General features: G+C 59.6%; 29 protein-coding genes and 1 other annotated feature. Of the genes, 20 read left to right on the top strand and 9 right to left on the bottom strand.

Annotation, left to right across the window (positions count from 1 at the left end; genetic code table 11):
• The first annotated feature begins 93 nt into the window (after positions 1-93).
• A complete protein-coding gene (locus G5229_RS17160) occupies positions 94-1,038 on the top strand; it encodes a chemotaxis protein CheV (protein WP_216951924.1) in 945 nt (314 codons plus the stop codon).
• 76 nt (positions 1,039-1,114) lie between these two features.
• Here the strand turns inward: G5229_RS17160 and G5229_RS17155 are convergent, their stop codons facing one another.
• Positions 1,115-2,269, bottom strand: coding sequence for a flagellar assembly protein FlgT (locus G5229_RS17155; RefSeq protein ID WP_058058270.1), 1,155 nt, complete (start codon positions 2,267-2,269; stop codon positions 1,115-1,117).
• A gap of 206 nt (positions 2,270-2,475) precedes the next feature.
• Here G5229_RS17155 and G5229_RS17150 point away from each other — a divergent pair, with 206 nt between their 5' ends.
• On the top strand, positions 2,476-3,096 hold the full coding sequence (locus G5229_RS17150; protein WP_005338718.1) for a FlgO family outer membrane protein: 621 nt from the start codon (positions 2,476-2,478) through the stop codon (positions 3,094-3,096).
• Positions 3,097-3,106: 10 nt separating this feature from the next.
• Positions 3,107-3,532: an LPP20 family lipoprotein gene (locus G5229_RS17145; protein ID WP_064338605.1), complete on the top strand. Its 426-nt coding sequence runs from the start codon at positions 3,107-3,109 to the stop codon at positions 3,530-3,532.
• A 73-nt stretch (positions 3,533-3,605) separates the two neighbouring features.
• Here G5229_RS17145 and pheA read toward each other — a convergent pair whose 3' ends face one another.
• A complete protein-coding gene (gene pheA, locus G5229_RS17140) occupies positions 3,606-4,778 on the bottom strand; it encodes a prephenate dehydratase (protein WP_421209773.1) in 1,173 nt (390 codons plus the stop codon).
• A gap of 38 nt (positions 4,779-4,816) precedes the next feature.
• Positions 4,817-4,938, bottom strand: a sequence feature (Phe leader region).
• 170 nt (positions 4,939-5,108) lie between these two features.
• Between pheA and G5229_RS17135 the strand changes: the two genes are divergently transcribed.
• From G5229_RS17135 to G5229_RS17055, 17 genes are all read left to right on the top strand, one after another.
• Complete coding sequence (locus tag G5229_RS17135) at positions 5,109-5,720, top strand: HAD family hydrolase (RefSeq protein ID WP_421172771.1); 612 nt, start codon at positions 5,109-5,111, stop codon at positions 5,718-5,720.
• Between the two features lie 18 nt (positions 5,721-5,738).
• Positions 5,739-6,017, top strand: coding sequence for a DUF6482 family protein (locus G5229_RS17130; RefSeq protein WP_421209771.1), 279 nt, complete (start codon positions 5,739-5,741; stop codon positions 6,015-6,017).
• A gap of 79 nt (positions 6,018-6,096) precedes the next feature.
• On the top strand, positions 6,097-6,933 hold the full coding sequence (locus G5229_RS17125; protein ID WP_227341232.1) for a hypothetical protein: 837 nt from the start codon (positions 6,097-6,099) through the stop codon (positions 6,931-6,933).
• Between the two features lie 106 nt (positions 6,934-7,039).
• On the top strand, positions 7,040-7,612 hold the full coding sequence (locus G5229_RS17120) for a DUF3157 family protein (RefSeq protein WP_216951919.1): 573 nt from the start codon (positions 7,040-7,042) through the stop codon (positions 7,610-7,612).
• 188 nt (positions 7,613-7,800) lie between these two features.
• The gene (locus G5229_RS17115) at positions 7,801-8,451 is read left to right on the top strand and encodes an outer membrane beta-barrel protein (RefSeq protein WP_216951918.1); all 651 of its coding nucleotides are present in this window, start codon (positions 7,801-7,803) and stop codon (positions 8,449-8,451) included.
• Positions 8,452-8,631: 180 nt separating this feature from the next.
• Complete coding sequence (locus G5229_RS17110; RefSeq protein ID WP_005343644.1) at positions 8,632-9,579, top strand: YbgA family protein; 948 nt, start codon at positions 8,632-8,634, stop codon at positions 9,577-9,579.
• Between the two features lie 69 nt (positions 9,580-9,648).
• Positions 9,649-10,536, top strand: coding sequence for a MerR family transcriptional regulator (locus G5229_RS17105; RefSeq protein ID WP_216951917.1), 888 nt, complete (start codon positions 9,649-9,651; stop codon positions 10,534-10,536).
• On the top strand, positions 10,533-11,954 hold the full coding sequence (gene phrB, locus G5229_RS17100) for a deoxyribodipyrimidine photo-lyase (RefSeq protein ID WP_421209769.1): 1,422 nt from the start codon (positions 10,533-10,535) through the stop codon (positions 11,952-11,954). Before G5229_RS17105 ends, phrB begins: the two co-directional genes overlap by 4 nt.
• 1 nt (position 11,955) lies before the next feature.
• On the top strand, positions 11,956-12,384 hold the full coding sequence (locus G5229_RS17095) for a nuclear transport factor 2 family protein (RefSeq protein WP_139410959.1): 429 nt from the start codon (positions 11,956-11,958) through the stop codon (positions 12,382-12,384).
• Positions 12,381-13,115 carry an SDR family NAD(P)-dependent oxidoreductase gene (locus tag G5229_RS17090; RefSeq protein ID WP_201945729.1) on the top strand — a complete coding sequence of 245 codons (735 nt, stop codon included), beginning with the start codon at positions 12,381-12,383 and terminating at the stop codon, positions 13,113-13,115. Before G5229_RS17095 ends, G5229_RS17090 begins: the two co-directional genes overlap by 4 nt.
• On the top strand, positions 13,112-14,371 hold the full coding sequence (locus G5229_RS17085) for an NAD(P)/FAD-dependent oxidoreductase (RefSeq protein WP_421209767.1): 1,260 nt from the start codon (positions 13,112-13,114) through the stop codon (positions 14,369-14,371). Before G5229_RS17090 ends, G5229_RS17085 begins: the two co-directional genes overlap by 4 nt.
• Positions 14,368-15,150, top strand: coding sequence for a DUF1365 domain-containing protein (locus G5229_RS17080; protein ID WP_421209765.1), 783 nt, complete (start codon positions 14,368-14,370; stop codon positions 15,148-15,150). Before G5229_RS17085 ends, G5229_RS17080 begins: the two co-directional genes overlap by 4 nt.
• Positions 15,150-16,406, top strand: a complete 1,257-nt coding sequence (locus G5229_RS17075) for a cyclopropane-fatty-acyl-phospholipid synthase family protein (RefSeq protein WP_335841662.1) — start codon at positions 15,150-15,152, stop codon at positions 16,404-16,406. Before G5229_RS17080 ends, G5229_RS17075 begins: the two co-directional genes overlap by 1 nt.
• Before the next feature lie 2 nt (positions 16,407-16,408).
• On the top strand, positions 16,409-16,885 hold the full coding sequence (locus G5229_RS17070) for a DUF2878 domain-containing protein (protein WP_064338593.1): 477 nt from the start codon (positions 16,409-16,411) through the stop codon (positions 16,883-16,885).
• Positions 16,882-17,103: a TIGR02450 family Trp-rich protein gene (locus G5229_RS17065; RefSeq protein WP_005338671.1), complete on the top strand. Its 222-nt coding sequence runs from the start codon at positions 16,882-16,884 to the stop codon at positions 17,101-17,103. The genes G5229_RS17070 and G5229_RS17065 overlap by 4 nt, the downstream gene beginning before the upstream one ends.
• Positions 17,060-17,602 (top strand): chalcone isomerase family protein, encoded by a 543-nt coding sequence (locus G5229_RS17060; RefSeq protein WP_216951911.1) that lies wholly within the window; start codon positions 17,060-17,062, stop codon positions 17,600-17,602. Before G5229_RS17065 ends, G5229_RS17060 begins: the two co-directional genes overlap by 44 nt.
• Before the next feature lie 14 nt (positions 17,603-17,616).
• The gene (locus G5229_RS17055) at positions 17,617-18,162 is read left to right on the top strand and encodes a DUF3833 domain-containing protein (protein WP_216951910.1); all 546 of its coding nucleotides are present in this window, start codon (positions 17,617-17,619) and stop codon (positions 18,160-18,162) included.
• Between the two features lie 66 nt (positions 18,163-18,228).
• Here the strand turns inward: G5229_RS17055 and nqrM are convergent, their stop codons facing one another.
• The 7 genes from nqrM to G5229_RS17020 are packed head-to-tail and all read right to left on the bottom strand — an operon-like array spanning position 18,229 to position 23,995.
• Positions 18,229-18,453 (bottom strand): (Na+)-NQR maturation NqrM, encoded by a 225-nt coding sequence (nqrM, locus tag G5229_RS17050; protein WP_216951909.1) that lies wholly within the window; start codon positions 18,451-18,453, stop codon positions 18,229-18,231.
• A 9-nt stretch (positions 18,454-18,462) separates the two neighbouring features.
• A complete protein-coding gene (locus G5229_RS17045) occupies positions 18,463-19,503 on the bottom strand; it encodes an FAD:protein FMN transferase (protein WP_216951908.1) in 1,041 nt (346 codons plus the stop codon).
• A 3-nt stretch (positions 19,504-19,506) separates the two neighbouring features.
• Positions 19,507-20,730 carry an NADH:ubiquinone reductase (Na(+)-transporting) subunit F gene (nqrF, locus tag G5229_RS17040; protein WP_216951907.1) on the bottom strand — a complete coding sequence of 408 codons (1,224 nt, stop codon included), beginning with the start codon at positions 20,728-20,730 and terminating at the stop codon, positions 19,507-19,509.
• A 32-nt stretch (positions 20,731-20,762) separates the two neighbouring features.
• Complete coding sequence (gene nqrE, locus G5229_RS17035; RefSeq protein ID WP_227341212.1) at positions 20,763-21,359, bottom strand: NADH:ubiquinone reductase (Na(+)-transporting) subunit E; 597 nt, start codon at positions 21,357-21,359, stop codon at positions 20,763-20,765.
• Between the two features lie 3 nt (positions 21,360-21,362).
• Positions 21,363-21,995 carry an NADH:ubiquinone reductase (Na(+)-transporting) subunit D gene (locus G5229_RS17030; RefSeq protein ID WP_033114212.1) on the bottom strand — a complete coding sequence of 211 codons (633 nt, stop codon included), beginning with the start codon at positions 21,993-21,995 and terminating at the stop codon, positions 21,363-21,365.
• Complete coding sequence (locus G5229_RS17025) at positions 21,988-22,776, bottom strand: Na(+)-translocating NADH-quinone reductase subunit C (RefSeq protein WP_421209763.1); 789 nt, start codon at positions 22,774-22,776, stop codon at positions 21,988-21,990. Before G5229_RS17025 ends, G5229_RS17030 begins: the two co-directional genes overlap by 8 nt.
• Positions 22,766-23,995: an NADH:ubiquinone reductase (Na(+)-transporting) subunit B gene (locus tag G5229_RS17020; protein ID WP_216951905.1), complete on the bottom strand. Its 1,230-nt coding sequence runs from the start codon at positions 23,993-23,995 to the stop codon at positions 22,766-22,768. The genes G5229_RS17025 and G5229_RS17020 overlap by 11 nt, the downstream gene beginning before the upstream one ends.
• Between the last annotated feature and the right edge of the window lie 3 nt (positions 23,996-23,998).

Here is a 23,998-nt window from a genome sequence, read left to right as displayed (position 1 = left end):
TCTGGTTGGTCACTCTGGTTGAAAATGCGCCTGCCCTTCCTGGCAGGCAGCCTCTATACTAGAGTCGATTAATAATCAGATGGATATCAGCGTATGGCGAGTATATTGGATTCCGTTGATCAACGAACTCAACTGGTGGGGGAAAACCGCCTTGAGTTGTTGATGTTTCGTCTCGGCACCCGCCAGATGTTCGCCATCAACGTCTTCAAGGTGAGGGAAGTGGTGAAGTTGCCCCATCTCAGCAAGATGCCGGGCTCCCATCACAATATCAGCGGGGTGGCCAATATCCGCGGCACCTCGATCCCGGTGATCAACCTGCGCAGTGCCATTGGTATGCGCCCCATGCCCATCGACAGTGAATCAAACCTCATCATCACCGAATACAACCGCACCATTCAGGGCTTTCTGGTGGGGCAGGTGGCCAATATCGTCAACATGACCTGGAAGGATATCTTGCCACCGCCGCGCTCCGCCGGGCGCGCCAATTACCTCACCGCCATCACCCGCATTCCGGAAGATGGCGTCGATCAGATTGTCGAGATCATTGATGTGGAGAAGGTGTTGGCGGAGATCATCACCTATGACATCCGCATCTCCGAAGAGGTGCTGGATCGGGAGATCCTGCCCGAGATGCACGGCCGCAAGGTGCTGATCGTCGATGATTCCAGCACCGCCCGCACCCAGGTGCGTGAGACTCTTGGCCAGCTGGGACTCGAGGTTATCGAGTGTCAGGATGGCTTGCAGGCGCTGACCCTGCTCAAGGGGTGGTGCGATGCTGGCAAGAAGGTGACCAACGAGATCCTGCTGATGATCACCGATGCCGAGATGCCTGAGATGGACGGCTACCGGCTGACCCACGAGGTGCGCAGTGATCCGCGCATGTCCGATCTCTTTATTACCCTCAATACCTCCCTGAGCGGCAACTTCAACGAAGCCATGGTCAAGAAGGTGGGTTGTGATCGCTTTATCTCCAAGTTCCAGCCCGACCTGCTGGTGGGCGTTGCGCAGGAGAGGTTGCGTCAGGTGTTGGGAAACTGACCGATACCAATCCACTGGTGAACCATAACAACGGGAAACTCGGGAGATGCCGTAAGCGCCGGTAACTCTCTGGCACCTATTCCAATACAGCCAAATCCCCATTCTGGATGTTAAACGGCGAATATTTGTTCTGGCTGCTGATGATGGCGCCATCGTCGAATACCTGTACTACCTCAAACAGGCCGTCGGCCGGGTTACGCATCATGCGGGACTTGCCGTAGGGGTCGATGAAGTCGGCATTGTGCTGGATCCTGAACTGGTCGCCGAGCTTGACGCCGTTGCGTCGTCCCAGATTGATGTAGGGGCCGCGTTCGTTCTGGCCGACCACCCGGGCGGTGACCGGGGCGCAGGTGAGCTGGGCTACCAGATCCTGAGCTGCCTGTTGCAACTGGTAGTTGACCTCCTGGCCATAACTTGACTGCCAGAACTGGCCGCTGCTGCTGCCCACTTGCTCCCGCTTGCCAAAGGTCCAGGTGGCGCGCCCTTCGTAGACCTTGCGGTTGACCAGAGTGCCGTTGATGCCATCAAACAGGTAGAGCTGCATGCGAAAGTTGCGCACGGGATCCTCATACCAGCTGGTCAGCTGGTTGCCTTGCGGCTCGATGGAGAGATCGTCGATGCTGCCGAGCACCAGATACTGGCTGTCGGTACGCAGGCTGAGCGCCTTGATCTCCTCGAGGGCGCTGCGATCCCCCTGTTGCAGATGGAGCGGATCGATGCGCAGGTTTTCATCCAGCCACTGGCGCACCGCGACCCCTTGCGGCGCGTTGGCGAGAGTCTCGAACAGTCGTCGCGAGAGGTTTTCCGGCATGTCGTCCATGGCGCCGTAGCTGGCTTGGTCCGGATAGCGCATCCGCAGCCTCACCAGTGTCAAATCCTTGGCGAAGTGCTGGGTCTGGCAGATCTGGCGCTCGGCCTGAATGTCGGCCACTAGTGTGATATACATGCGGCCGTTGCGCACCTCTTCCCGCTTGAGCCGGTACTGGCGAATGTCGCCGCCGGAGCGGATCTGGATCTGCTCGGAGCGAAGGCTGCCATTTTCCAGACGCTGGACGCTGGAAACGGCCGCGCCGCTGGCCAGCAGCGCCTGACGCAGGGCGTCGCGGGTCGCCTGCTCGCGGGCATAGACCTCATCGCCCCCCAGAATGGCGGCGCTGCCCTGCGCTTCTATAAGCTCGGCTCGGGCGCTCAGGCTGGCCAGCAGCAGGGTCAACAGCAGCGGTAATTTCATAGCAGATACCTTGAGTTGGCGGGCAGCCGAGCCATTTTGAGGAAATGGCGCTTGCTGGCCGACATGGATCACAACATGTTCCAAGTGGCAGCGCACGTTGGCGCTGACGATGTCCATTAAAAAGCAAGAATCATGCCTCATTCCCGGCTCAAGCTTTGTCCGGCGCGTCCGATAATAAGTCAGGTGCAGATACAGGAAAGGTATCCATGAACAAACTCATCACGGCGTTGGCGCTCGCCCTGGCATTGACCGGGTGTGGCTCCGACCCTATCAATCGGGATCAGGGTGACCCCCGCCAGGCGGCGCAGGGGATGGAACTCAACTGGCTGGTGGCGCGCATGACCGATCAGCTGATGGAGCGCAAATCGCTGACCACCCTGACCGAACCCATCGCGGTGGCCTCTTTCGTCGATCTCGATACCCTGCAGGATACCAACTGGATGGGGCAGCAGATTGAGGAGAGCTTTATCTACGAGCTCAATCGTCGCGGCGAGGTGGTGGTGGACTTCAAGCTGACCGGTAGCATCAAGGTGACGCCGCAGGGGGACTTCGTGCTGAGCCGCAACTATAAGGAGCTCTCTTCCCGTTTGCCGATCTCCCGCATTCTGGTCGGCACCTTCAGCCGCAACAGCAAGGGAATTCTGGTCAATGCCCGCGTTATCGACATGCGCACCAAGATGGTGGAGACCACGGCCCAGAGCCTGATCCCGCAAAAATATCTGTTCGGTGCCAACAATTCGTTTGGTCGGGCATCGATCAATCGCGGTTATCTGATGCGTGACAGTCAGGCCCGGCCGGGCGGTCATCTGGTCAACCTGACCCCGTGAGGAGCGAGTCATGAAGATCCTGTTTGGTTGCCTGTTGGCACTCTTGCTCACCGGTTGCAGCGGTAACCGGGTGGTGGATTACACCCAGGGTGGCAAGCCCGATGATTTTCCGGTGCTCAAGGCGGTGGGTTATGCGGTGATCGACATCCAGCCCGGCCCCTCCCAGCCGGAGAAGATGCTGCAAGCCATTCGCGCTTCAAAGATGGATGCTTATCGCGAGCTGGCCGAGCAGCTCAATGGTCAGCAGGTCCGCGGCCAGAGCAGCTATCGTGACTTGACCCAGACCTCCAACTCGCTCGATGTGTCGGTAGCAGGCGTGGTGCGCGGTGCCCGGGTGGTGGCCTCTTATCCACGCGGCAACACCTATGCCACCGAGATGGAGCTCGATACCCGCGCCCTCTACAACATCAATCAGCTGATGGCTGGTCAGTTCTGAGTTATTGCCTGACCTGAAAACAGGCATCAAAAAAAGGCGAGCAGGGTGCTCGCCTTTTGTCGTTGTGGGCTGGTTAGCTTCCCATCAGCACCGGCGGCACTGCGGTGGGTTTCACATCCTCGCTCGGGTAGCAGCCAAGCACCTTGATATAGCGGGTGATCTTGGTCAGCTCCACCAGTGCAGCCTGCATCGCCGGGGTCTGCAGGTTGGCGGAGACATCCAGGTAGAACATCTCCTCCCAGGGGTTGCCCTGCACCGGGCGGGACTCGAGCTTGGTCATGTTGATCTCGTTGCTGCGCAGCACCAGCAGCGCCTCCACCAGGGAGCCCGGTTTCTGGGAGGTGGACATGATGAGGGTGGTCTTGGCCGGGATCTGCGGTGCCACGTCGATGGGCTTGCGCGCCACCACGATGAAACGGCTGTAGTTCTCCTTCTGGTTGGCCAGCTGCTCGGCCAGCACGTCCAGCCCATACAGCTCGCCGCCAGCCGCGCTGCCGATGGCCGCCGCCTCTGGGCTCGCCAGCTCTTTGACCTTCATCATGGCGCTGGAGGAGGAGTCGCAGATCTCGTGGCGTGCCCCTTCCAGCTTGCTGAGGTAATGGGAGCACTGCTGGAATACCTGCGGGTGGGCATAGAAGGTCTTGATGCGGCCCAGCTCGGTCGGCACGGCGGTGAGGATGCAGTGCTCGATGGGGTAGGTCAGCTCACCGACGATGGAGAGGCTGGTGTGCTGCATCACGTCGTATACCTCGTTGATGGAGCCCGAGCTGGTGTTCTCGATGGGCAGCACCCCGAAGGCGGCACGGCCCGATTCCACCGCATCCAGCACCTCGCGGAAATTCTGGCAGTTCACCTCGATCACCTGATCCTTGTAGCGCGCCAGATATTTGCGTGCGGCCAGGCTGGAATAGGAACCGCGCGGCCCCAGATAGGCGACGCTGGTCATCGGCTCCTGCTGCTCCGGGTTGAGCAGGCTCTGCAGATAGGCCTGCTGGGAGAGCACCGAGTCTTCGATGATGGTGTGATAGATGCGAGTGATGTACTGGGCATCCAACCCAAGCACGCGCCCTTTCTGGATCAGGGCGACCAGCAGCTCCTGCTCCCGCTGGTGGTCACGAATGGGGCGCGGGTTGGCTTGCTTGGCACGGGCGACCTCGATGCTGAGGGTCTTGCGTTTCGCCAGCAGGGCAAGCAGCTCCTGATCCAACCGGGTGATGTCTTGTCTGATCTCGTCGAGCGTTGCCATGATTGTTCCCTATCCAAGTAATCGATTGATATTAATGCAAAAAAAAGCCTCCGCTAGGGGAGGCTCGATTCGTCTTTGCTTTCTGTTCACACGACGACAGGCCTTCCCTCAAGCGGGCCGGATAAACGAGAAAGCAAAGAAGAATGGTGCGTGCATAGGTGTGTCCTTGAAGTAACGTCATAACCATTAAGGGATTTGCCGGTCTGATGCAAGTAAAACTTGCCCGCAGGCTGGGATGGGGGCAGGGTATCCGGTTAAGAAAATGGCGTATAAGCGATGTTCTATTGACTCTGTTTTGATGATTGCAACCCAGTGGGGGAGGTAAAGACGATGGCGATTATTTTCGATCTGGGACGGGTGGTGGTGAGCTGGGATCCGGTAGGTATAGTGCGTTCGGTGCGTGGTCCGCAAGGGGCCGAACAGTTGGCCGAGCAGCTCTTTAACCACCCGGATTGGCTGGAGGTAGACAGAGGCACCATGTCGCTCCACAACATGGCCCGGGAAGCGCAAGCGCGCACCGGCCTCTCTGCGGCGGAGAATCTGGCCATTTTACAGGCAGTTCCCGCTTCCCTGCTGCCAGATCCCGCTATGCTAACCCTGATAGCCGAGCTGCACGGAGCGGGCCATTCGCTCTATGCCCTCTCCAACATGGGGCACGCCAGCATCGACTGGCTGGAGCAGCATCAGGATTTCTGGCGCTTTTTCAGCGGCAAGGTGGTGTCGGCGCGGGTACGGATGATGAAGCCGGAGCCGGATATCTATCGCTATCTGCTGGTGTCGTTCGATCTGAAACCGGCAGAGTGCATCTTTATTGATGACAGTCCCGCCAATATTGCGGCCGCCGAGGCCCTCGGCATCAGGGGGATCGTCTTTACCGACGTGGCGAGTTGCCGTCAGCAACTGGGTGAGCTGGACAGTTTGCCTGTCACCGACAAGGGGTGATGCCCCTCCAGGAGTACTATGGAGCATGGCCGGTTTCGCAATTGGCTCAGTCACTATCCCGAGGCAACCCTGATCATCGCCTGCAAGGATGGCAGTGGTTATCAGCTCTGTATCGATGCGGAAGGGGAGTACCTCTGTCTGACAGACAGCGTGGGGGAGCACCTGACCTTCACCTCGCTGGATCAGGCGCAGGGCTTTTTGCGAGCCCATCGGGTACATCAGGCCAGATTGCGAGTGTACGACGCTCAAGATGTTGATTTTACGGATAAATCACGGGAAATAATCATCAAGTTTTAATTTTAACCTGACTCTGTAAGGGCCTATTCAGCTTGTTTCCCGCACAATAAGCCACCTGTTTATCATCCGGAGCTGTTTAATGGATGCCAATGTTGTTGTCTTGAATCAGGGATATGATCACTCTTTTCAAGCCAGGGAGCTGCAGCTGATTGAGCGACTGGCAAATTTTGACGAGCTGATAGTCTCTTTTTCGGGGCGGTTGGAATCCTGTTACAGCATCGATCTGTGTCGTGCCAGCGGGATCAAGATCCGCGCCATCACCCTCGATAATCCGACCCGCAGCCGCAGCGAAGTGGCCCGAGCCCGCCGTTATTGCCAGCGTTATGGCATCGATCACTGGGTCATCAAGAGTGACGAAATCATCTTTTGCGATCGCCTGCCGAATATGGAGGGGTTGATCGATCCGGTTCGCCGCATTGGTGAGTATGTGCAGGCTCGTCCGGAATGGGCTCATCTGCCGTTGCTGGTTCCGGCCGCGGTGGAGGAGCGTGATGACTATCTTGCCCAGTTCGGCTCACTGCCTGCCAACACCATCTGGTTTTTTGCCGATAACGGGGTGATGAGCCGTGATTTTCGCTATGGCTTCAACAAGCGTCAGCTCGGTCGTTGGGGCAAAGGGAGCAACGGTTGCCTCAGCAATCGCTTCACCAATCCACGGCAGTTGAAGCAACGTTATCTACGAATGGTGGATCAGGCCGAACAGATGCTGGCCGACATGGGGCTGGATGAGGCGCAGGTCTTTTTCCATACCCTGTGCGACTGCTCTACCACCCTGGCCCGGGTGCGTCTGCCCGAGCATCAGCGTGCTCAGGCCTTTGATATGCAATCGGATATTCTCTCTGCCCTCAAGAGGACCGAGTTCGATCTGGTGACTCTGGATATGGCGCACAAAGAGCGGCACGATCTTGCCATCTAGCCCGTGGGCAAGCGACGCCGGAGCCAGAACGTGAGTGCTGTCATAGGCAAGGGGTGGCGGGACTGTTTATACTGTCGCCCTTTCACCTGTTGTCGAGCTTCGCCCTATGAAACCCTTCTCCCGTCTGCTGATTGCCCTGTGCCTCTCCCCCGTGTTGGCGCAGGCTGCCCCTCTTTCTCAGGTGACGCTGCCCGATGGTCGGCAGGTTCAGCTCAACGATGACTTTACCTGGGAGTATCTGGTGGTCAAACCGGCCGAACCCGTGCAGGGTATGGCTGCTGATGGGAAAGCGGGGGCCGTGGTGGCGGTTGCAGCACCGGTACTGACCGAGCAGGCCAAGGCCAACCCCGAATTGCTGTCACAAGCGGCACGCGACGGTGTGGTGGTCAAGCTGGACAAGCTCGAGGGGTCTGATCCGTTGGCGCTGACCTTTATGGTGAGCAATACCGGCAGCCGCAATGTGGTCGGGGTGCGCGGCATGGTGACTCTGTTCAGTGCTGACGGAGTGCAGCTGAGCCGTCAGGAAGCCCGTTTCTGGGTCGCCGAGAATCGCTTGCCGGAGACCTATCTGCGCAAGGGGCAAGTCCGTCCGTCGCTGGCACTCGAGATCCCCCGTCCTGCCGGATTGACCGGGCAGCCCTTGGTCAGGGTCGAAATTGATGAGGTGGTCTTCCGCTGATTTGGTGTTGTCCGGCCCATGCAAACCGCTTGGGCCGGCAATTTGTTACCCCTGACATCTCGGGAAATATCTGCTTACATCTGACATGGTTTTGCAATAGCTTGCCGCTCGGCAAGCCGGGATGCTGACTGCACAATGACTCCATACCAGCTCGCTAGCAACGGGCCCAATCACATGGAGTTATCATCATGAAAAAAGCAACTGTATCTCTTCTGGTTCTGGCCGGTTTCGCCTCTACTTCCGCTCTGGCACAGGATGCGTTCAGCTACGCAAAGGGCGGTTTGACCTGGGCGCACACCAAGTCTGATTACCTTAGCCAAGACAGCGCTGCATTTCCCCGTGATGCTGCCAGCAAAGGTACCCGTGATTTTGGTGGTCTGAGCCTGGACCTCTCAAAGAGCTTTGGCTCCAACTTCTACGGTCGTGCCGGAACCGAATTCACCTCCCGCAACGACGGCAATGACAGCATGTCCATTTCCAGCCTGGGTATCGGTGTCTTTACCCCGCTGAGCACAGGACTCAATCTCTATGGCGAAACCGGTTTGATGGGCTATCAACTTGAGCGTGAGCTGGCCAAGAACAACAAGGGATGGGACGAAGTGGCTCGCAAGGATAGCGGCAGCATGTACGGTGAAGTGGGCTTGCGCTACGACATCGGCGACATCGAGCTCTCTACCGCTTATCGCTACGCCAACATGACCGACGATATGCACGACTTCAAGGTGGGCGGTGCCTACAAGCTCAACCAGAACTGGGCGCTGACTGCCGATTACACCTATCGCAACTGGGATCTGCAAAAAGGTTCCATCTCCAGCCTGGGTGTGAAGTACAGCTTCTAATCCCCCTTCCCGTAGTCCGTAGTGTCTTGACTTTTACCCATGGCGTTCGCCATGGGTTTTTTCTTTTTCCGGTGATCCCTTTTTTCTCCTTGTGTCGTATCAGTCGCAAATAGTTATACAACTTTCATTTTTTTGTATAACTGCTATAACTGAATCAATGCTTATACAAGGGGCGTCATCATGTACAAGATTAAAGTCGGTATCAGTGCCTGCCTGCTGGGACAAGAGGTACGTTTCGATGGGGGCCACAAGCGCTCCAGCTTCTGCGAACGGGATCTTGGCGCTCACTTTGACTATCACCCCGTCTGTCCCGAGATGGCTATCGGTCTGGGGGCGCCCCGTGCCGCCATCCGGCTGGTCAAGCGCAACGGCGAGATCCGTGCCGAGGCGAGCAACGGTAGCTTCGATGTCACCGAAAAGCTGATCGCCTTCAGCGAGCAGAAGGCACGCCAGCTTGACTTCATCTCCGGTTATATCCTCTGTGCCAAATCACCCAGTTGCGGTATGGAGCGGGTCAAGGTCTATGGCGCCAACAACGAGGGGAGCGCCAAGGAGGGGATCGGCCTCTTTGCCAAGGCATTGATGGAGGCCAACCCCCTGCTGCCGGTGGAAGAGGATGGCCGCCTGTGCGACCCCATCCTGCGCGAGAACTTCGTGCTGCGGGTCTTTGCCTACCACGACTGGCAGCAGCTCTGCGCCCGCGGCATCACCGCCTCTGCGCTGATCCGCTTCCACTCCCGCTACAAGTATCTGGTGCTCTCCCACGCCACCACCCACTACCGGGCGCTTGGCAAGCTGCTCGGCAATCTGGGCAAGTCCACCAATTTGCAGGAGGTGGCCGACAACTACATCAAGGGATTGATGACGGCGCTGACCCTGCGGGCCAACCGTCGCAGCCACACCAATGTGCTGATGCACCTGCAGGGCTACTTCAAGCGGGTGCTGACCCCGGCCCAGAAGCAGGAGCTTGCCGATACCATCGACAAGTACCGCACCGGTATCTTCCCGTTGCTGGTGCCGCTCACCTTGATCCGTCACTACCTGCGCGAGTACCCCAATCCCTATCTCGCCGAGCAGGTTTATCTCAATCCGCACCCCGATACGCTCAAGCTGCGTTACGGGCTCTGAATCCGTTCTGTTGCCCCGGCGCATGGTTTGCGCCGGGGTGCTTTACCCCTCTGTTTGATGGACGTTGTCATGTCTGATTTATCGCAAGAAGTTGCTCCTCTCGCTGATGAGGGGATCTACCCCATTCGCGAGGTCTCCCGTCTCACCGGCGTCAACGCCGTGACCCTGCGTGCCTGGCAGCGCCGCTACGGTCTGGTGCAACCGGCCCGCACCGAAAAGGGCCACCGCCTCTACAGCGAGCAGGATATCCTCCAAATCGGCGAGATCCTGAGCTGGCTGGAGCGGGGAGTGAGTATCGGGCAGGTGAAGGGGCTCCTGAGCGAACCCCATTCCGATCCGGTGAGCGATCACTGGCAGCAGACCCTGGAGCAGTTCAGTCAGGCGTTGCTCGCCTTCAACCAGCGCAAGGCGGAGGCTGAGCTCAACGATCTGCTGGCGAGCTACCCGTTCGAGCTGGTGCGCAGCCGGGTACTGCAACCGCTTGTGGAGCGGCTGCTGGGGCTGTGGCGCGAGCGGCCCGATGGCGAGTTGCTGCAACAGGTGTGGCTGGGCTGGCTCCATACCCGCTTCGCCCGCCACCTGATCGAGCAGGAGAAGGGCGTGCCGATCACGCTGGCGAGTTGGGGGCAAGTCGGCCCCCTCGATCTGGTCTGGGCCGCCTACGAGTTGATCGGTCAGGGTTATGAGGTGCAACTGCTGGGGGCGGTCGAGCCGCGCCATGCCAGCTTGCTGGAGGGGCGTGCCGTTACCCCCTGGCTGGTATTGCTGGGGGCAGGGCTTGGCAAACAGGAGCTGGCCGCCGAGTGGCCCGCAGGCACGCGCCTGTTTGGCGAACTGGGTCGTCTCTACGACGATGAGTGGTTGAAAGCACACGGCTGGCAGGCGAGCCTTGCCGAGCTGATGGCGAACGCACCTGCTGCGGCTGGCGCCAGCGGACGCGGGAGGAAAAAATCATGAAACTGGTCTGGTTTCGCAACGATCTGCGCCTTGCCGACAACCCGGCGCTGCGGCATGCCTGCGCCGGTGATGGACCGGTCGCCGCGCTCTTTATCATCTCTCCTACCCAGTGGCGGCAGCACAAAATGGCCCCCATCCGTCAGCGCTTTATGTTGGCGCAGGTGGATGAGTTGGGCCGCGAGCTGGCGGCGCTCGGCATCCCGCTCCATCTGCTGCGAGTGGAGACCTTTGCCGAGGTGCCCGCTGCGTTGGCAAACCTCTGCCGCGAGCAGGGTGTGACCCAGCTCTATGCCAATCAGGCTATCGAGATCGATGAGCAGCGTCGCGACCATGCCGTCAGCGCCGCGCTGGCTGATCAGGCGGTGAGCTGTCACTGGTTCAACGGCTGTTGCGTATTGCCGCCGGGGCGGGTGCTGACCGGCTCGGGTGAGATGTTCAAGGTGTTCACCCCCTTCAGCTGTGCCTGGCTCAAGGCCCTCGATGAAGAGGGGTTTGTCATTCATCGCGCCCCAGCGCCCCGTGGCGAGTCGTTGCCGTGGCAGCCGCTGGCCGAACGTGCGTGGGTTGATGAGGCGCTCGGCGAGCTGACGGCGGATCCCCGCTGGCCAGTGGGGGAGGCGGAAGCTCAGCGTCGTTTGAACATTTTTCTGGAGCAGGCGGTGCTCGACTATGGCGAGACCCGCGATTTTCCTGCCATCGCGGGCACCTCTGTGCTCTCCCCCTATCTGGCGGCGGGCATCATCAGCCCGCGCCAGTGTGTGGCGGCGCTCCAGCAGCGGCTCGGCTATCGGCCCCAGTCCAAGGCTCAGCCCGGCTTTGTCTGGCTAAACGAACTTATCTGGCGCGAGTTCTATCGCCACCTGCTGGTGCTGATCCCGACTCTTTCGATGAATCGCCCCTTCAAGCCCGAGACGGCGGCCTTGCCGTGGAGCTGGGATCCGGATGCCTTCGCCGCCTGGTGCGAGGGGCGCACCGGCTACCCCATCGTCGATGCGGCGATGCGTTGTCTCAACGCCACCGGCTGGATGCACAACCGGCTGCGAATGATAGTGGCGAGCTTTCTCACCAAGGATCTCCATATCCACTGGCGGCTCGGGGAGGATTACTTCATGAGTCGACTCATCGACGGGGATCTGGCAGCCAACAATGGCGGCTGGCAGTGGGCTGCAGGCACCGGTGCCGATGCGGCCCCCTACTTTCGGGTCTTCAACCCCACCACTCAGGGGCAACGATTTGATCCACAAGGGGAGTTTATCCGTACTTGGGTAACTGAACTGGCCGATATTCCTGCCGCTTATGTGCATCAGCCCCACGACTGGCTGCGACTCAAGGGGCGACAGGATTATCCGGCACCCATGGTGGATCACGCCGTTGCCCGGGTGAGAGCCATCGAGATGTTTCGCTCTCTGGAGAAATAGGATGAACGAGCCGCTGGCCCGCTTTATTGGCCTCTATCAGCAACTGGACAAACAGCAGTTGCATCGCTTGCCCGAGGTCTATGCCGAACAGGTGGTCTTTATCGATCCGGCTCACCGTATCGAGGGGCTGGCGGCCCTTGGCGACTATTTTGCCGCCCTCTATCAGCGTCTCGCCTACTGCCGTTTCGTCATCACCAGTCAGCAGCAGCAAGGGCCACAGGCCTGGCTCGGCTGGACCATGACCTTCTCTCACCCCAGATTGCGTGGTGGTGAGCCGGTGACGGTGGAGGGGGCCACCCGCCTCGAATTCGACGAGGCGGGCAAGGTGTGCCAGCACAGGGACTATTTTGACCTGGGCGCCATGCTCTACGAGCAGTTGCCGTTGCTCGGGCCAGTGGTTCGCACCATCAAGATGAGGCTTGGCGCATGAGCGGCCGGGTGCTTATCACAGGCGCGACCTCCGGCATAGGTCGCCAGTTGGCGCTGGATTACCGGCGCGCCGGCTGGCAGGTGTGGGGTTGTGGCCGCGATGGTGAACGGCTGCAGGCGCTGGGGCTGGATGGCGTCACTCCGCTGCAGTTCGATGCCCGTGATCTGGCCGCAATGAGCGGGATAGCCGCTACGCTGCCATCCCTCGATCTGCTAATCCTCAACGCAGGCAACTGCGAGTACATGGATGTCGGCGAGGGGTTTGACAGCGAGCTGTTTGCCCGTGTCATCGACACCAATCTGACCGCTACCGGCCATGCGCTGGCCGCCTTCTTGCCGTTGCTAGGGGCTGGGTCACGGCTGGCCATCGTCAGTTCGTCGGTGAGCTGGCTGCCGCTGCCACGAGCCGAGGCCTATGGCGCCTCCAAGGCGGCCCTCGACTATCTGGCGGATACCTTGCGCCTCGATTTGGCCAGCAAAGGGATCGGGGTGACCCTGATCCGCCCCGGCTTTGTCCAGACGCCGCTCACCGCCAAAAATGATTTTCCCATGCCCTGTCTGGTGACGGTGGAGCAGGCCTCCCGCGCCATCATGGACGGGCTGACCGCTGGTCGTCACCAGATCCACTTTCCCCGCCGTTTCATCTGGTTGCTGCGCCTGCTTGGTGCGCTGCCGGTGGGGCTCTGGCTGCGCCTTGGCCGCGCACTCGTATCGAAAGGAAGCCATTCATGAAGAAAAAGATCGCCATCGTCGGTTCAGGGATCTCGGGGCTCACCGCCGGTTTTCTGCTCCACAAACTCCATGACATCACCCTGTTCGAAGCGGCGCCGACCCTGGGCGGTCACACCGCCACCGTCGATGTGAATCAGGCTGGCCGCAGCTATGCCATCGACACCGGCTTTATCGTCTTCAACGATCGTACCTACCCCAACTTCTTGAAGTTGCTGGCGCGGATTGGCATGGCGCGCCAACCGGCCGAGATGAGCTTCTCGGTAAAGAGCCCGGAGGGGCTGGAGTACAACGGCCACAATCTCGATACCCTGTTTGCCCAGCGCAGCAATCTGCTGAGTCCGCGCTTCTATGGCTTTGTCGCCGAGATCTTGCGGTTCAACCGGGAGGCGCGGGCCTGGCTGGCGGATGGTCAGCATCAGGGGGCTGGCCCCGAGCTGACGCTGGGGGATTTTTTGCTGGCGGGGGAGTTTAGCGACTACTTCGCCCGCCACTACATCTTGCCGATGGGGGCGGCGATCTGGTCATCGACCCTGGCCGATATGCGCGCCTTTCCCCTTGGCTTCTTCCTGCGCTTTTTTGCCAACCACGGCCTGCTGGATGTGGCCAATCGCCCCCAGTGGTACGTGATCCCGGGTGGCTCGCGGGAATATATCGGCCCCCTTACCGCGGGTTGGCAGTCGCAGATCCGACTCGCCTGTCCGGTGAAGAGCGTACGGCGGGACGCGGATGGCGTTGTGATCCAGAGCAGTTACGGCGAGGAGCGGTTTGACGAGGTGATCTTCGCCTGCCACAGCGATCAGGCGCTGGCGCTGCTGGCGGATCCCGGCGAGCGGGAGCAGGCCATCCTCGGCGACATGCCCTATCAGGCCAACGATGTCTGGCTCCATACCGATGCTCGCTGCCTGCCCACCCGCCGCAAGGCATGGGCCAGCTGGAACTATCAGCTCGATGGCAATGACGAGGCGCGGCCGCTGGTGAGCTACAACATGAACATCCTGCAGGGGGTGAACTCGCCGGAGCCCTTCTGCGTCAGCCTCAACCCCAAGGGCAAGGTGGATGAGAGCAAGGTACTGCGCCGCTTCGTCTACCACCATCCGGTGTTCAATCAGGCCTCCATCGCCGCTCAGCAGCGGCGCGCGGAGATCTGCGGCCAGCAGCACACCCATTTCTGTGGCGCCTACTGGTACAACGGCTTCCACGAGGATGGGGTGCGCAGCGCGCTGGATGTCGCCAGGCGCTTCGGTGCCGAGCTATGAACGGCGCCACCGTGGCCACCGAACATGAGGGCGCTGGCGAACTGGCCGGTGTCACTAGCGCCATCTGGCAGGGTTCGGTGCGCCACCGCCGTTTCGCACCTTGGGCCCACGCCTTCTCCTACAGCCTCTTTATGCTGGGACTGGATCTCGACGAACTGCCGCAGCTCGATCAGGGGCGCTGGTTCGGTGTGGAGCGCTCGGGGCTGCTCTCGTTTCACCGCCATGATTATCTCAAGGGCAGTGAGGGAAGCCTCAAGCAGGCGGTGTGGCAGAAGGTGAGCGAACTGGGGGGCGATGCCGACCCCGAGGGGCGGGTGCTGCTGCTCGGCAATGTGCGTTGTCTGGGCTTCTACTTCAGTCCGGTCAACTTCTACTTCTGCTACCGGCAGGGCGAGGCGCGCTATCTGCTGGCGGAGGTGTCGAACACCCCCTGGAACGAGCGTCACTACTACCTGCTGGATCTGGCGGCGCTGGCGCCCCATGATAAGGATTTTCACGTCTCCCCCTTTATGGGGCTGGCGATGCGTTATCACTGGCGGATCAGGCCGCCCGCGCAGGAGACACTGATCCATATCGAGAGTCATCCCGTATCCGGTGAAGCCAAGCTGTTTGACGCAACCCTGGCGCTCACTCGCGAACCCTTGTCGCGCAAGGGGCTGGTGGCCCTGCTGGCCCGCTGGCCCTGGATGACCATGAAGGTACTGCTCGGGATCTACTGGCAGGCCCTGCGTCTTTTTATCAAACGAACCCCGATTTTTACCCATCCGGAGAGCCGCTAATGGAACTTGCTCAATCAACCCTCTCTGCCTCTTTCATCGACAAGGGGGCAAGGCAACTGCTGCTCAATCTGCTGGGACGCCTTGAACATGGCCAGCTGCTGCTGCGGGATGGCGGTGAGCGCCACAGCTTTGGCGTGGCGGGCACCGATCTGCATGCCGAACTGGTGGTGCAGGATCCGGCCTTCTATCGTCGCTTGTTGCTGGGAGGCAGCATCGCCGCTGGGGAAACCTGGGTGGAGGGGCTCTGGACCAGCCCGGATCCGGTGGCGCTGGTGCGGCTGCTGGCCCGCAACCTGACCCTGCTCGACTCCCTTGAGCGGCGCCTCGGCTGGCTCAGTTTCCCGTTCAATAAGGTGCGCCACTGGCTTAATCGCAATACCCTGACCGGCTCGCGCTCCAACATTGCCGCCCACTACGATCTCGGCAATACCCTCTATCAGGGGTTTCTCGACAGCCATATGCAGTACTCGAGCGCCATCTACCCGAGCGCCGACGCCACTCTGGAAGAGGGGCAGCAGGCCAAGCTGCGTACCATCTGCGAGCGGTTGGAGCTGGGCCCTGACGATCATCTGCTGGAGATCGGCACCGGCTGGGGCGGCCTCGCCGTCTATGCCGCCCGCCACTATGGCTGCCGGGTGACCACCACGACTATCTCCCGGGCCCAGCATGACTACGCCAAGGAGTGGATTGCGCGGGAGGGGCTGGGGGATCGCATCACCTTGCTGCTGGAGGATTACCGCAAGCTGGAGGGCACCTATGACAAGCTGGTCTCCATCGAGATGATCGAGGCGGTGGGCCACGCCTTCCTGCCCGACTATTTCCGCCAGTTGTCACGGTTGCTCAAGCCGGGTGGCCGCCTGCTCATTCAGGCCATTACCATCGCCGATCAGCGTCATGCCCAGTATCTGCGCGGGGTTGATTTCATCCAGCGCTACATCTTCCCCGGTGGCTGCCTGCCGAGCGTCTCCCAGATGGCGGGGTTGCTGGCACGGGAGACCGATATGCAGCTGGTGCGGCTGCACGATCACGGCCATCACTATGCTCGCACCCTGGCTCACTGGTGCGATCGCTTTCTGGCGCTGGCGCCCGAGCTGCCCAAGCTCGGTTACAGCCAGGATTTCATCCGGCTGTGGCACTTCTACTTCGCCTATTGCGAGGGGGGATTCTGGGAGCGCACCATCAGTCTGGTGCAGCTGGAGGCCGCCAAGCCGGGGCCCGCTGGCTGGTCGGGTGATGTGCCAGTAAGCGGTCACTGACCATGTGGCAGTGGGCTCATCTGCTGGGGTTCAACCTCTACTGGTTGCTGGCGGTGAAGTGGCAGCAGCCGGGCCCGCTGCTGGCAATGTTGCTGCTGCACTTTATTTTCTCACCCAGCCGCCTGCGTGACTGGCGGCTGCTCCCCATCGCGGTTGCTGGCTGTCTGCTGGATGCCCTGCTCTGGCAGCTCGGCCTGTTCCGTTTCCCGTCCGGTTTTCCCCTCTGGCTGGTGCTGCTCTGGCTCGGTTTTGCCCTGACGCTGGCCCACGGTATGCGCTGGCTGCTGCGCTTGCCTCGCTGGCAGCAGGCACTGTTTGGCGTATTTGGTGGTGCCTCCTCCTATGTGGCGGGGGCCGCCATGGGGGCAGTACACTTACCCTGGGGCATCTGGATCAGTTCGGCGCAGCTGGCTGTGATCTGGATGTGGTGGTTACCCGTACTCCTGTGGGTAATGGTCAAGCTGGAGGGTGAGTCATGACAAACACCTTTTCGACCGACTCGTTGCTTTTTTCCAAGTGGACCAAAGAGAGCCAGCATGAGCTGACTGATCGCTTCTATCTGGTGGTTGCCTGCCAGCGGGATGCGCAGGGGCAGCTGGTGCAGGTGGTGATGCAGGATATCAACACCCTGCAGGAACAGGAGATGGATTGGCATGAACTGGAAGACCCCAACCACTGGCATATGGGGTGGAATTAACCCGCTGCTGCTGGCGTTTACGCTCTTTGCTGCAACCGCGGTGCAGGCTTCTGCCGCACCCTGGCAGCAGCTGCGCCCGGTCGGGCAGGGGGAGATGAACTGGCTCTGGTTCAAGCTCTACGATGCCACCCTCTACAGTGCGAGCGGGCGCTATCAGCCCGGTCACTATCCACAGGCACTGACCCTCACCTATGCCAGATCCATCGAGCGGCAAGATCTGCTGAGCGCCACCGCCGCCGAGTGGCAGCGACTCGGTCTTGGCTCTGACGCCGACCGTCAGCGCTGGCTAGGCCAGCTCGCCGCACTCTGGCCCGATATCCAGGCGGGTGACCGGCTTACCTTCTATGTCGACAAGGGTGGGACAGGCCACTTCTGGTGGCAGGAGAAGCCCCTCGGCACTCTGGCCGATCCGCAATTCTCGGCCGCTTTTCTCGCCATCTGGCTGGCTGACAACAGCCGCGATCCTGCCCTGACCCGCCGCCTGCGTGGCCAACCCTGAACATGGAGTTTCCAATGTTTTTCTATCGTGCATACCGCTGGTTGCTGTTGCTCCCTTTTTTGCTGCTGAGCGGCTGTGGTGCCAGTCTCGATGACTATCGGGGGCAGGGGCCAAACTGGGATCTCGCCCGTTTCTTCAACGGTAAATTAGTGGCTCACGGCCTGGTAACCGACCGCAGCGGCGAAGTGACCAGTCGCTTTCGGGTCGAGATGGTGGGTCGTTGGAAGGATGGCAAGGGAGAGCTGTTCGAGCAGTTCTACTTTGATGATGGCCGCCAGCAGACCCGTACCTGGTATCTGAGCAAGGGGGTTGACGGTCACTGGCGAGGTACTGCTTCCGATGTGGTGGGGGAGGCGATGGGTAAAAGCCAAGGGTTTGCCCTCAACTGGCGTTATCAGCTTGATCTGGCGCTGCCGGATGGCGAGGTAGTGCGGGTGAGCTTCGATGACTGGATGTATCTGCTGGACGAAGATCGTCTGATCAATCGTGCCGAGATCAGCAAGTTCGGTATCCATCTTGGCGAGGTGATCCTCTATATCGAACGTCAACCTGACCGTTAACGCAAGATAACGCCCAGTAAAAAGCGCGCCGATGGCGCGCTTTTGTTTATCGAACAATCAGAGTCATCAGATGATGCGGTTCTCTTCCAGCATCTTGCGACGGGCCTCTTCCTTGGCCATCTTCTTCTTGCGATTGTCGCAGGGCTCGGGGCAGTCGCACTCTTTCTCGATGCCAACGCTCCCCAGACCGCCACAGGAGCCGGAGATGGATTTTTTCTGGAAGATATAGCCGATAGCCATGGCGGCTATCACCAGCATGAATACCCCGAAGGTGATCAGAAAAACCTGCATCTATCCTCCCTATTTCCTGACCAGATACTGTTTGAACGCATCGGAGTAGGCCTCTTCAAAGCCGTTGTCCGTCTTGGTGATCACGAAGATCGCCAGGCCGCGCTCTTTGGCATAGGCCAGGCTCTTCTCCGGTCCCATTACCATGAATACGGTCGCCAGCCCGTCTGCGGTCATGCAGGAGGGGTGGATCACGGTGACCGACACCATGCGGTGCTGGATTGGCTTGCCGGTGCGTGGATCTATGGTGTGGGAGAAGCGCTGGCCATCCATCTCATAGTAGTTGCGATATTCGCCCGAAGTGGCCACTCCGTTGTCACCCGGAACGATCACCTCCTGCACCGAACCGGCATTGGCTGTCGGCTTTTCGATGGCAACGCGCCAGGGGTGTCCCTTGCCGTTGACGCCATTGATCCGCAGCTCGCCGCCGATCTCCACCAGATAGTTGCGCGCACCCAGAGACTCCAGATACTCGGCCACCTTGTCCACACCAAAGCCCTTGGCAATGGCGGAGAGATCAACGTAAAGATCCGGGATGTCCTTTTGCAGGGTGTCGGCATCGACCGAAGTGATGACGTGCAGGTTGCCCAGGCCGGTCTTCTGACGGGTCTGGGTGATCAGCTCCTCTGATGGCATCTTGGTCGGCCGTTTGTCCGGACCGAAGCCCCACAGATTGACCAAGGGGCCGACGGTGACGTCCAGCGCCCCCTGGCTCTCACGGCCAATATGAATGGCTTCTGTAATGACCCGCGCGGTGTCCCGCGATACCACTACCGGTGTCGAACTGTGGTGCTGATTGAAGCGCGACAGTTCGGAATCGGGGCGATAGGTGGACATCTGATCGTTGACTCGCTCCAGCAGTACATCGACCTCGGCCTGAAACTTGGCTGCATCGCTGATGACGTTGTCCGCCACCTTGATGGAGTAGTAAGTGCCCATGGTGCTGCCGGTGATATGGATCTCCGGTTTCGACTGGACCGTGCTTTCCTGACCGCACCCTGTCAAGAAAAAGGCTAGCCCGAAGGCTAGCCAGGTCTTTACAACGCTGTTCATGGATTAACCACCAAAGTCATCCAGCAGGATGTTTTCGTCCTCAACGCCCAGATCTTTGAGCATGTTGATGACGGCTGCGTTCATCACGGGAGGTCCACACATGTAGAACTCGCAATCTTCCGGCGCTTCGTGGTTCTTGAGATAGTTCTCGTAGAGCACGTTGTGGATGAAGCCGGTGTAGCCATCCCAGTTGTCTTCCGGTTGCGGATCGGACAGGGCTACGTTCCAGGTGAAGTTCTCGTTCTCGGCCGCCAGCATGTCGAAGTCTTCGACATAGAACATCTCGCGTTTGGAACGGGCACCGTACCAGAAGCTCATCTTGCGCTTGGACTTCAGGCGACGCAGCTGGTCGAAGATATGGGAACGCATCGGCGCCATACCTGCACCACCACCGATGAATACCATTTCGGCATCGGTATCCTTGGCGAAGAACTCACCGAACGGACCGGAGATAGTCACCTTGTCGCCAGCCTTCAGGCTGAAGATGTAGGAGGACATCTGTCCCGGAGGGGCAGTCCAGTTGCTCGGGGGCGGGGTCGCGATACGCACGTTCAGCATGATGATGCCGAACTCTTCCGGATAGTTTGCCATGGAGTAGGCACGGATGATCGGCTCATCGACCTTGGACTCCAGCTCAAAAATCTTGAAGCGATCCCAGTCACCGCGATACTCCTCGGGAATATCGAAGTTCTTGTAGTACACATGGTGAGCCGGCGCTTCGATCTGGATATAACCACCGGCGCGGAACGGTACGCTCTCGCCATCGGGGATCTGCAGCTTGAGCTCCTTGATGAAGGTGGCTTTGTTATCGTTGGAGATAACAGTACATTCCCACTTCTTCACCCCGAAGATCTCTTCCGGCAGTTCGATGTCCATGTCGCCACGCACGGTGACCTGGCAGGCCAGACGCTCGCCGTGACGGGCTTCACCCTTGCTGATGTGATCCAGTTCGGTCGGCAGGATGTCGCCGCCACCGGATTTCACCCGTACCTTGCACTGGCCGCAGGAGCCACCGCCGCCACAGGCGGAAGAGACGAAGATACCGTTGCCGGCGAGTACGCCGAGCAGCTTGCCACCGGCCGGGCTGGTCACAGCCTTGGCCGGGTCACCATTGATGCTGATTGTCACGTCGCCCGCGGTCACCAGCTTGGACTTGGCGAACAGAATGACTGCCACCAGTGCCAGCAGGATCACGGTAAACATGACCACACCCAAAATAATTTCCATCTATCGTTCCTTTCTGATTGCAGGAAAGCCGATTACAGGGAGATACCAGAGAAGGACATGAAGCCCAGCGCCATCAGACCGGCGGTGATGAAGGTGATGCCCAGACCACGCAGGCCTTCCGGAACATCGGAGTACTTCATCTTCTCGCGGATACCCGCCAGCGCAACGATCGCCAGCATCCAGCCTGCCCCTGAGCCCACGCCGTAGACCACAGACTCCACGAAGGTGTAGTCACGCTGCACCATGAAGGAAACGCCACCGAAGATGGCGCAGTTCACGGTGATGAGCGGCAGGAAGATGCCCAGCGCGTTGTAGAGAGCCGGGAAGTACTTGTCCAGCGCCATCTCCAGGATCTGTACCAGCGCTGCGATCACCCCGATAAAGGTGATGAAGCTCAGGAAGCTCAGATCCAGGTCAGGGGAGAGAGCTCCGGCCTTCAGCACATAGTTGTAGATCAGGTTGTTGACCGGTACGGCGATGGTTTGCACCACGATAACGGCAATACCCAGACCCATGGAGGTCTTGACCTTCTTGGATACCGCCAGGAAGGTACACATCCCCAGGAAGAAGGAGAGTGCCAGGTTTTCGATGAAGATCGATTTAATCAACAGACTCAGATAGTGTTCCATACCTTAATCCTTCGCCTCCACCTGCTTGGGATCCTTGGTGCGCACGCCCCAGATGATCAGACCAATGATGAAGAATGCACTCGGCGGCAGCAGCAGGAGGCCGTTGGGTACATACCAGCCACCGTTGTTCACCAGCGGCAGCAGCTCGATGCCAAACCAGGTGCCGGAGCCCAGCAGTTCACGCACGGTCGCGACACTCAGCAGAATGGCGCCATAGCCCAGACCATTACCGATACCATCCAGGAAGGAGGGGAGCGGCGCGCTCTTCATGGCGTACGCTTCGGCGCGGCCCATCACGATACAGTTGGTGATGATCAGACCGACGAAGACTGACAGCTGCTTGGAGATGTCATAGGCATACGCCTTGAGCACCTGGTCAACCACGATAACCAGCGAGGCGATGATCGCCATCTGGGCAATGATCCGCACGCTGTTCGGGATCTGGTTGCGGATCAGGGAGATGAACAGGTTTGAGAAGGCGGTGACCGCCATGACCGCAAGGGTCATTACAAACGCTGTCTTCATCTGGCTGGTAACCGCCAGTGCGGAACAGACACCCAGCACCTGCAAGGCGATGGGGTTGTTGCCCAGCACTGGAGTCAACAGCAACTTTTTCATTTCGCTCTTGTCAGCCATTGTTGATTTCTCCTGCACGAACCTTGGCCAGGAAAGGACCGAAGCCCTTGGGACCCATCCAGAAGTCAAAGGTATGCTGTACACCGTTACCGGTCAGGGTGGCGCCGGAGAGACCGTCGATCTCGTGCTCGGAGCTCGCCGGAGCGTGACCCTTGATGACGCGCAGCGCCGGCATGCCATCCTGATCGAACAGCTTCTTGCCGACAAACAGCTCGCGCCAGGCTGGATTTTCGATTTCACCGCCCAGACCAGGGGTTTCACCGTGGTCATAGTAGGTGATGCCCTTGATAGTCTGGCCATCAGCGGCAACCGCGACGAAGGCATACATGGTAGACCACAGACCCTGACCGTAGATGGGCAGGATGATGTTGTCGATCTTGCCATCGGCATCCTTGGCGAAGAACACCGGAACCAGCTTGGAGATCTGGCGCAGGCCAGCCTTGTCCTCGGCAGCAGCCAGACGGATGTTTTGCGCCGGATCTTTGGCCGCCTGTTTGGTATCGAAGTTGTCGGCATCGCCGTCAACAAAGTTACCGGTGGCGAGATCCACCAGACGGGCTTCGATCTTGTCGCCATACAGCTTGGCCAGATCGCGCTTGGCTACATCGCTGATGTCCACGCCGGCTACGGAGAGAATATTGCTCTGTTTATCCAGCGCCTTGTTCTCCTCTTGGGTAGAACGCAGGCCAACGGCAGCAACGGATACCACGATGGAACAGGCCAGACAGAGGCCGGTGACCACGCTGATGGTGCCGAAGGTTGAGTCTTTATTAAACGCCACGAGCAATCCTCCGCTTGATGTTTGCCTGAGCGACGAAGTGGTCAAACAGGGGAGCAAACAGGTTTGCAAACAGAATGGCCAGCATCATGCCTTCCGGGAACGCAGGGTTGACCACGCGAACCAGCACGACCATCACGCCGATCAGGGCGCCGTACCACCACTTGCCCTTGTTGGTAAAGGCGGCGGAGACAGGGTCGGTCGCCATGAAGGCCATACCGAAGGCGAAGCCACCCAGTACCAGATGCCAGTGCCACGGCATGTTGAACATGGGGTTGGTATCGGAACCGATGACGTTGAACAGCAGGGAAGTGGCGATCATACCGACCATCACGCCGGCGATGATGCGCCAGGAGGCGATGCGCATATAGACGATCATGGCCGCACCCAGCAGGATCATCAGGGTGGAGACTTCACCGATGGAACCCGGCAGGTTGCCAAGGAAAGCGTCCATCCAGCTGATAGCCTGACCGGTGGCACCGTTGATCAGCGCCATCTGGCCGCCCTGAGCCCACTGGCTCAGCGCGGTTGCACCGGAGTAGCCATCAACGGCAACCCAGACTGCGTCACCGGAGATTTGGCCTGGGTAGGCGAAGAACAGGAAGGCACGACCTGCCAGCGCAGGGTTCAGGAAGTTTTTGCCGGTACCACCGAACACTTCCTTGGCCATTACCACACCGAAGGTGATGCCCAGCGCAGCTTGCCACAAGGGCAGCTCGGGCGGCACGATCAGGGCAAACAGGATGGAGGTCACGAAGAAGCCTTCGTTGATCTCGTGCTTGCGCACCATGGCAAACAGCACTTCCCAGAAACCACCGACAAAGAAGACGGTGATGTAGATCGGGAAGAAGTGGGTGGCGCCAATCAGCATCTTGCTGCCGATACCGGCAACAGACGGATCGAGGGAGGCACCCAGCATGGTGGCCAGGGCATATTGCCAGCTGCTGGCACCGGCTGCCGAGCCCATGTGGGCAATGGCGGCGATGGCCTGGTTGCCAACGTTGTACATGCCCCAGAACATGGCCGGGAACACGGCCAGCCACACCATGATCATCATGCGCTTCAGATCGAGCGCATCACGGACGTGGGCGGCATTGCGGGTAACGCTACCCGGGGTATAGAACAGGGTATACGCCGCTTCGAACAGGGCGTAGTACTTGGCGTACTTTCCACCCGGTTCGAAGTGATGTTCCATATTTTCAAGAAGTTGCTTGAAACTCATCGC

The organism is Aeromonas sp. 602396, from assembly GCF_049173735.1.
Taxonomy (GTDB): domain Bacteria; phylum Pseudomonadota; class Gammaproteobacteria; order Enterobacterales; family Aeromonadaceae; genus Aeromonas; species Aeromonas veronii_A.
The sequence above is the reverse complement of the archived record's forward strand: the minus strand, read 5'-3'. Positions and strand labels throughout refer to the sequence as shown.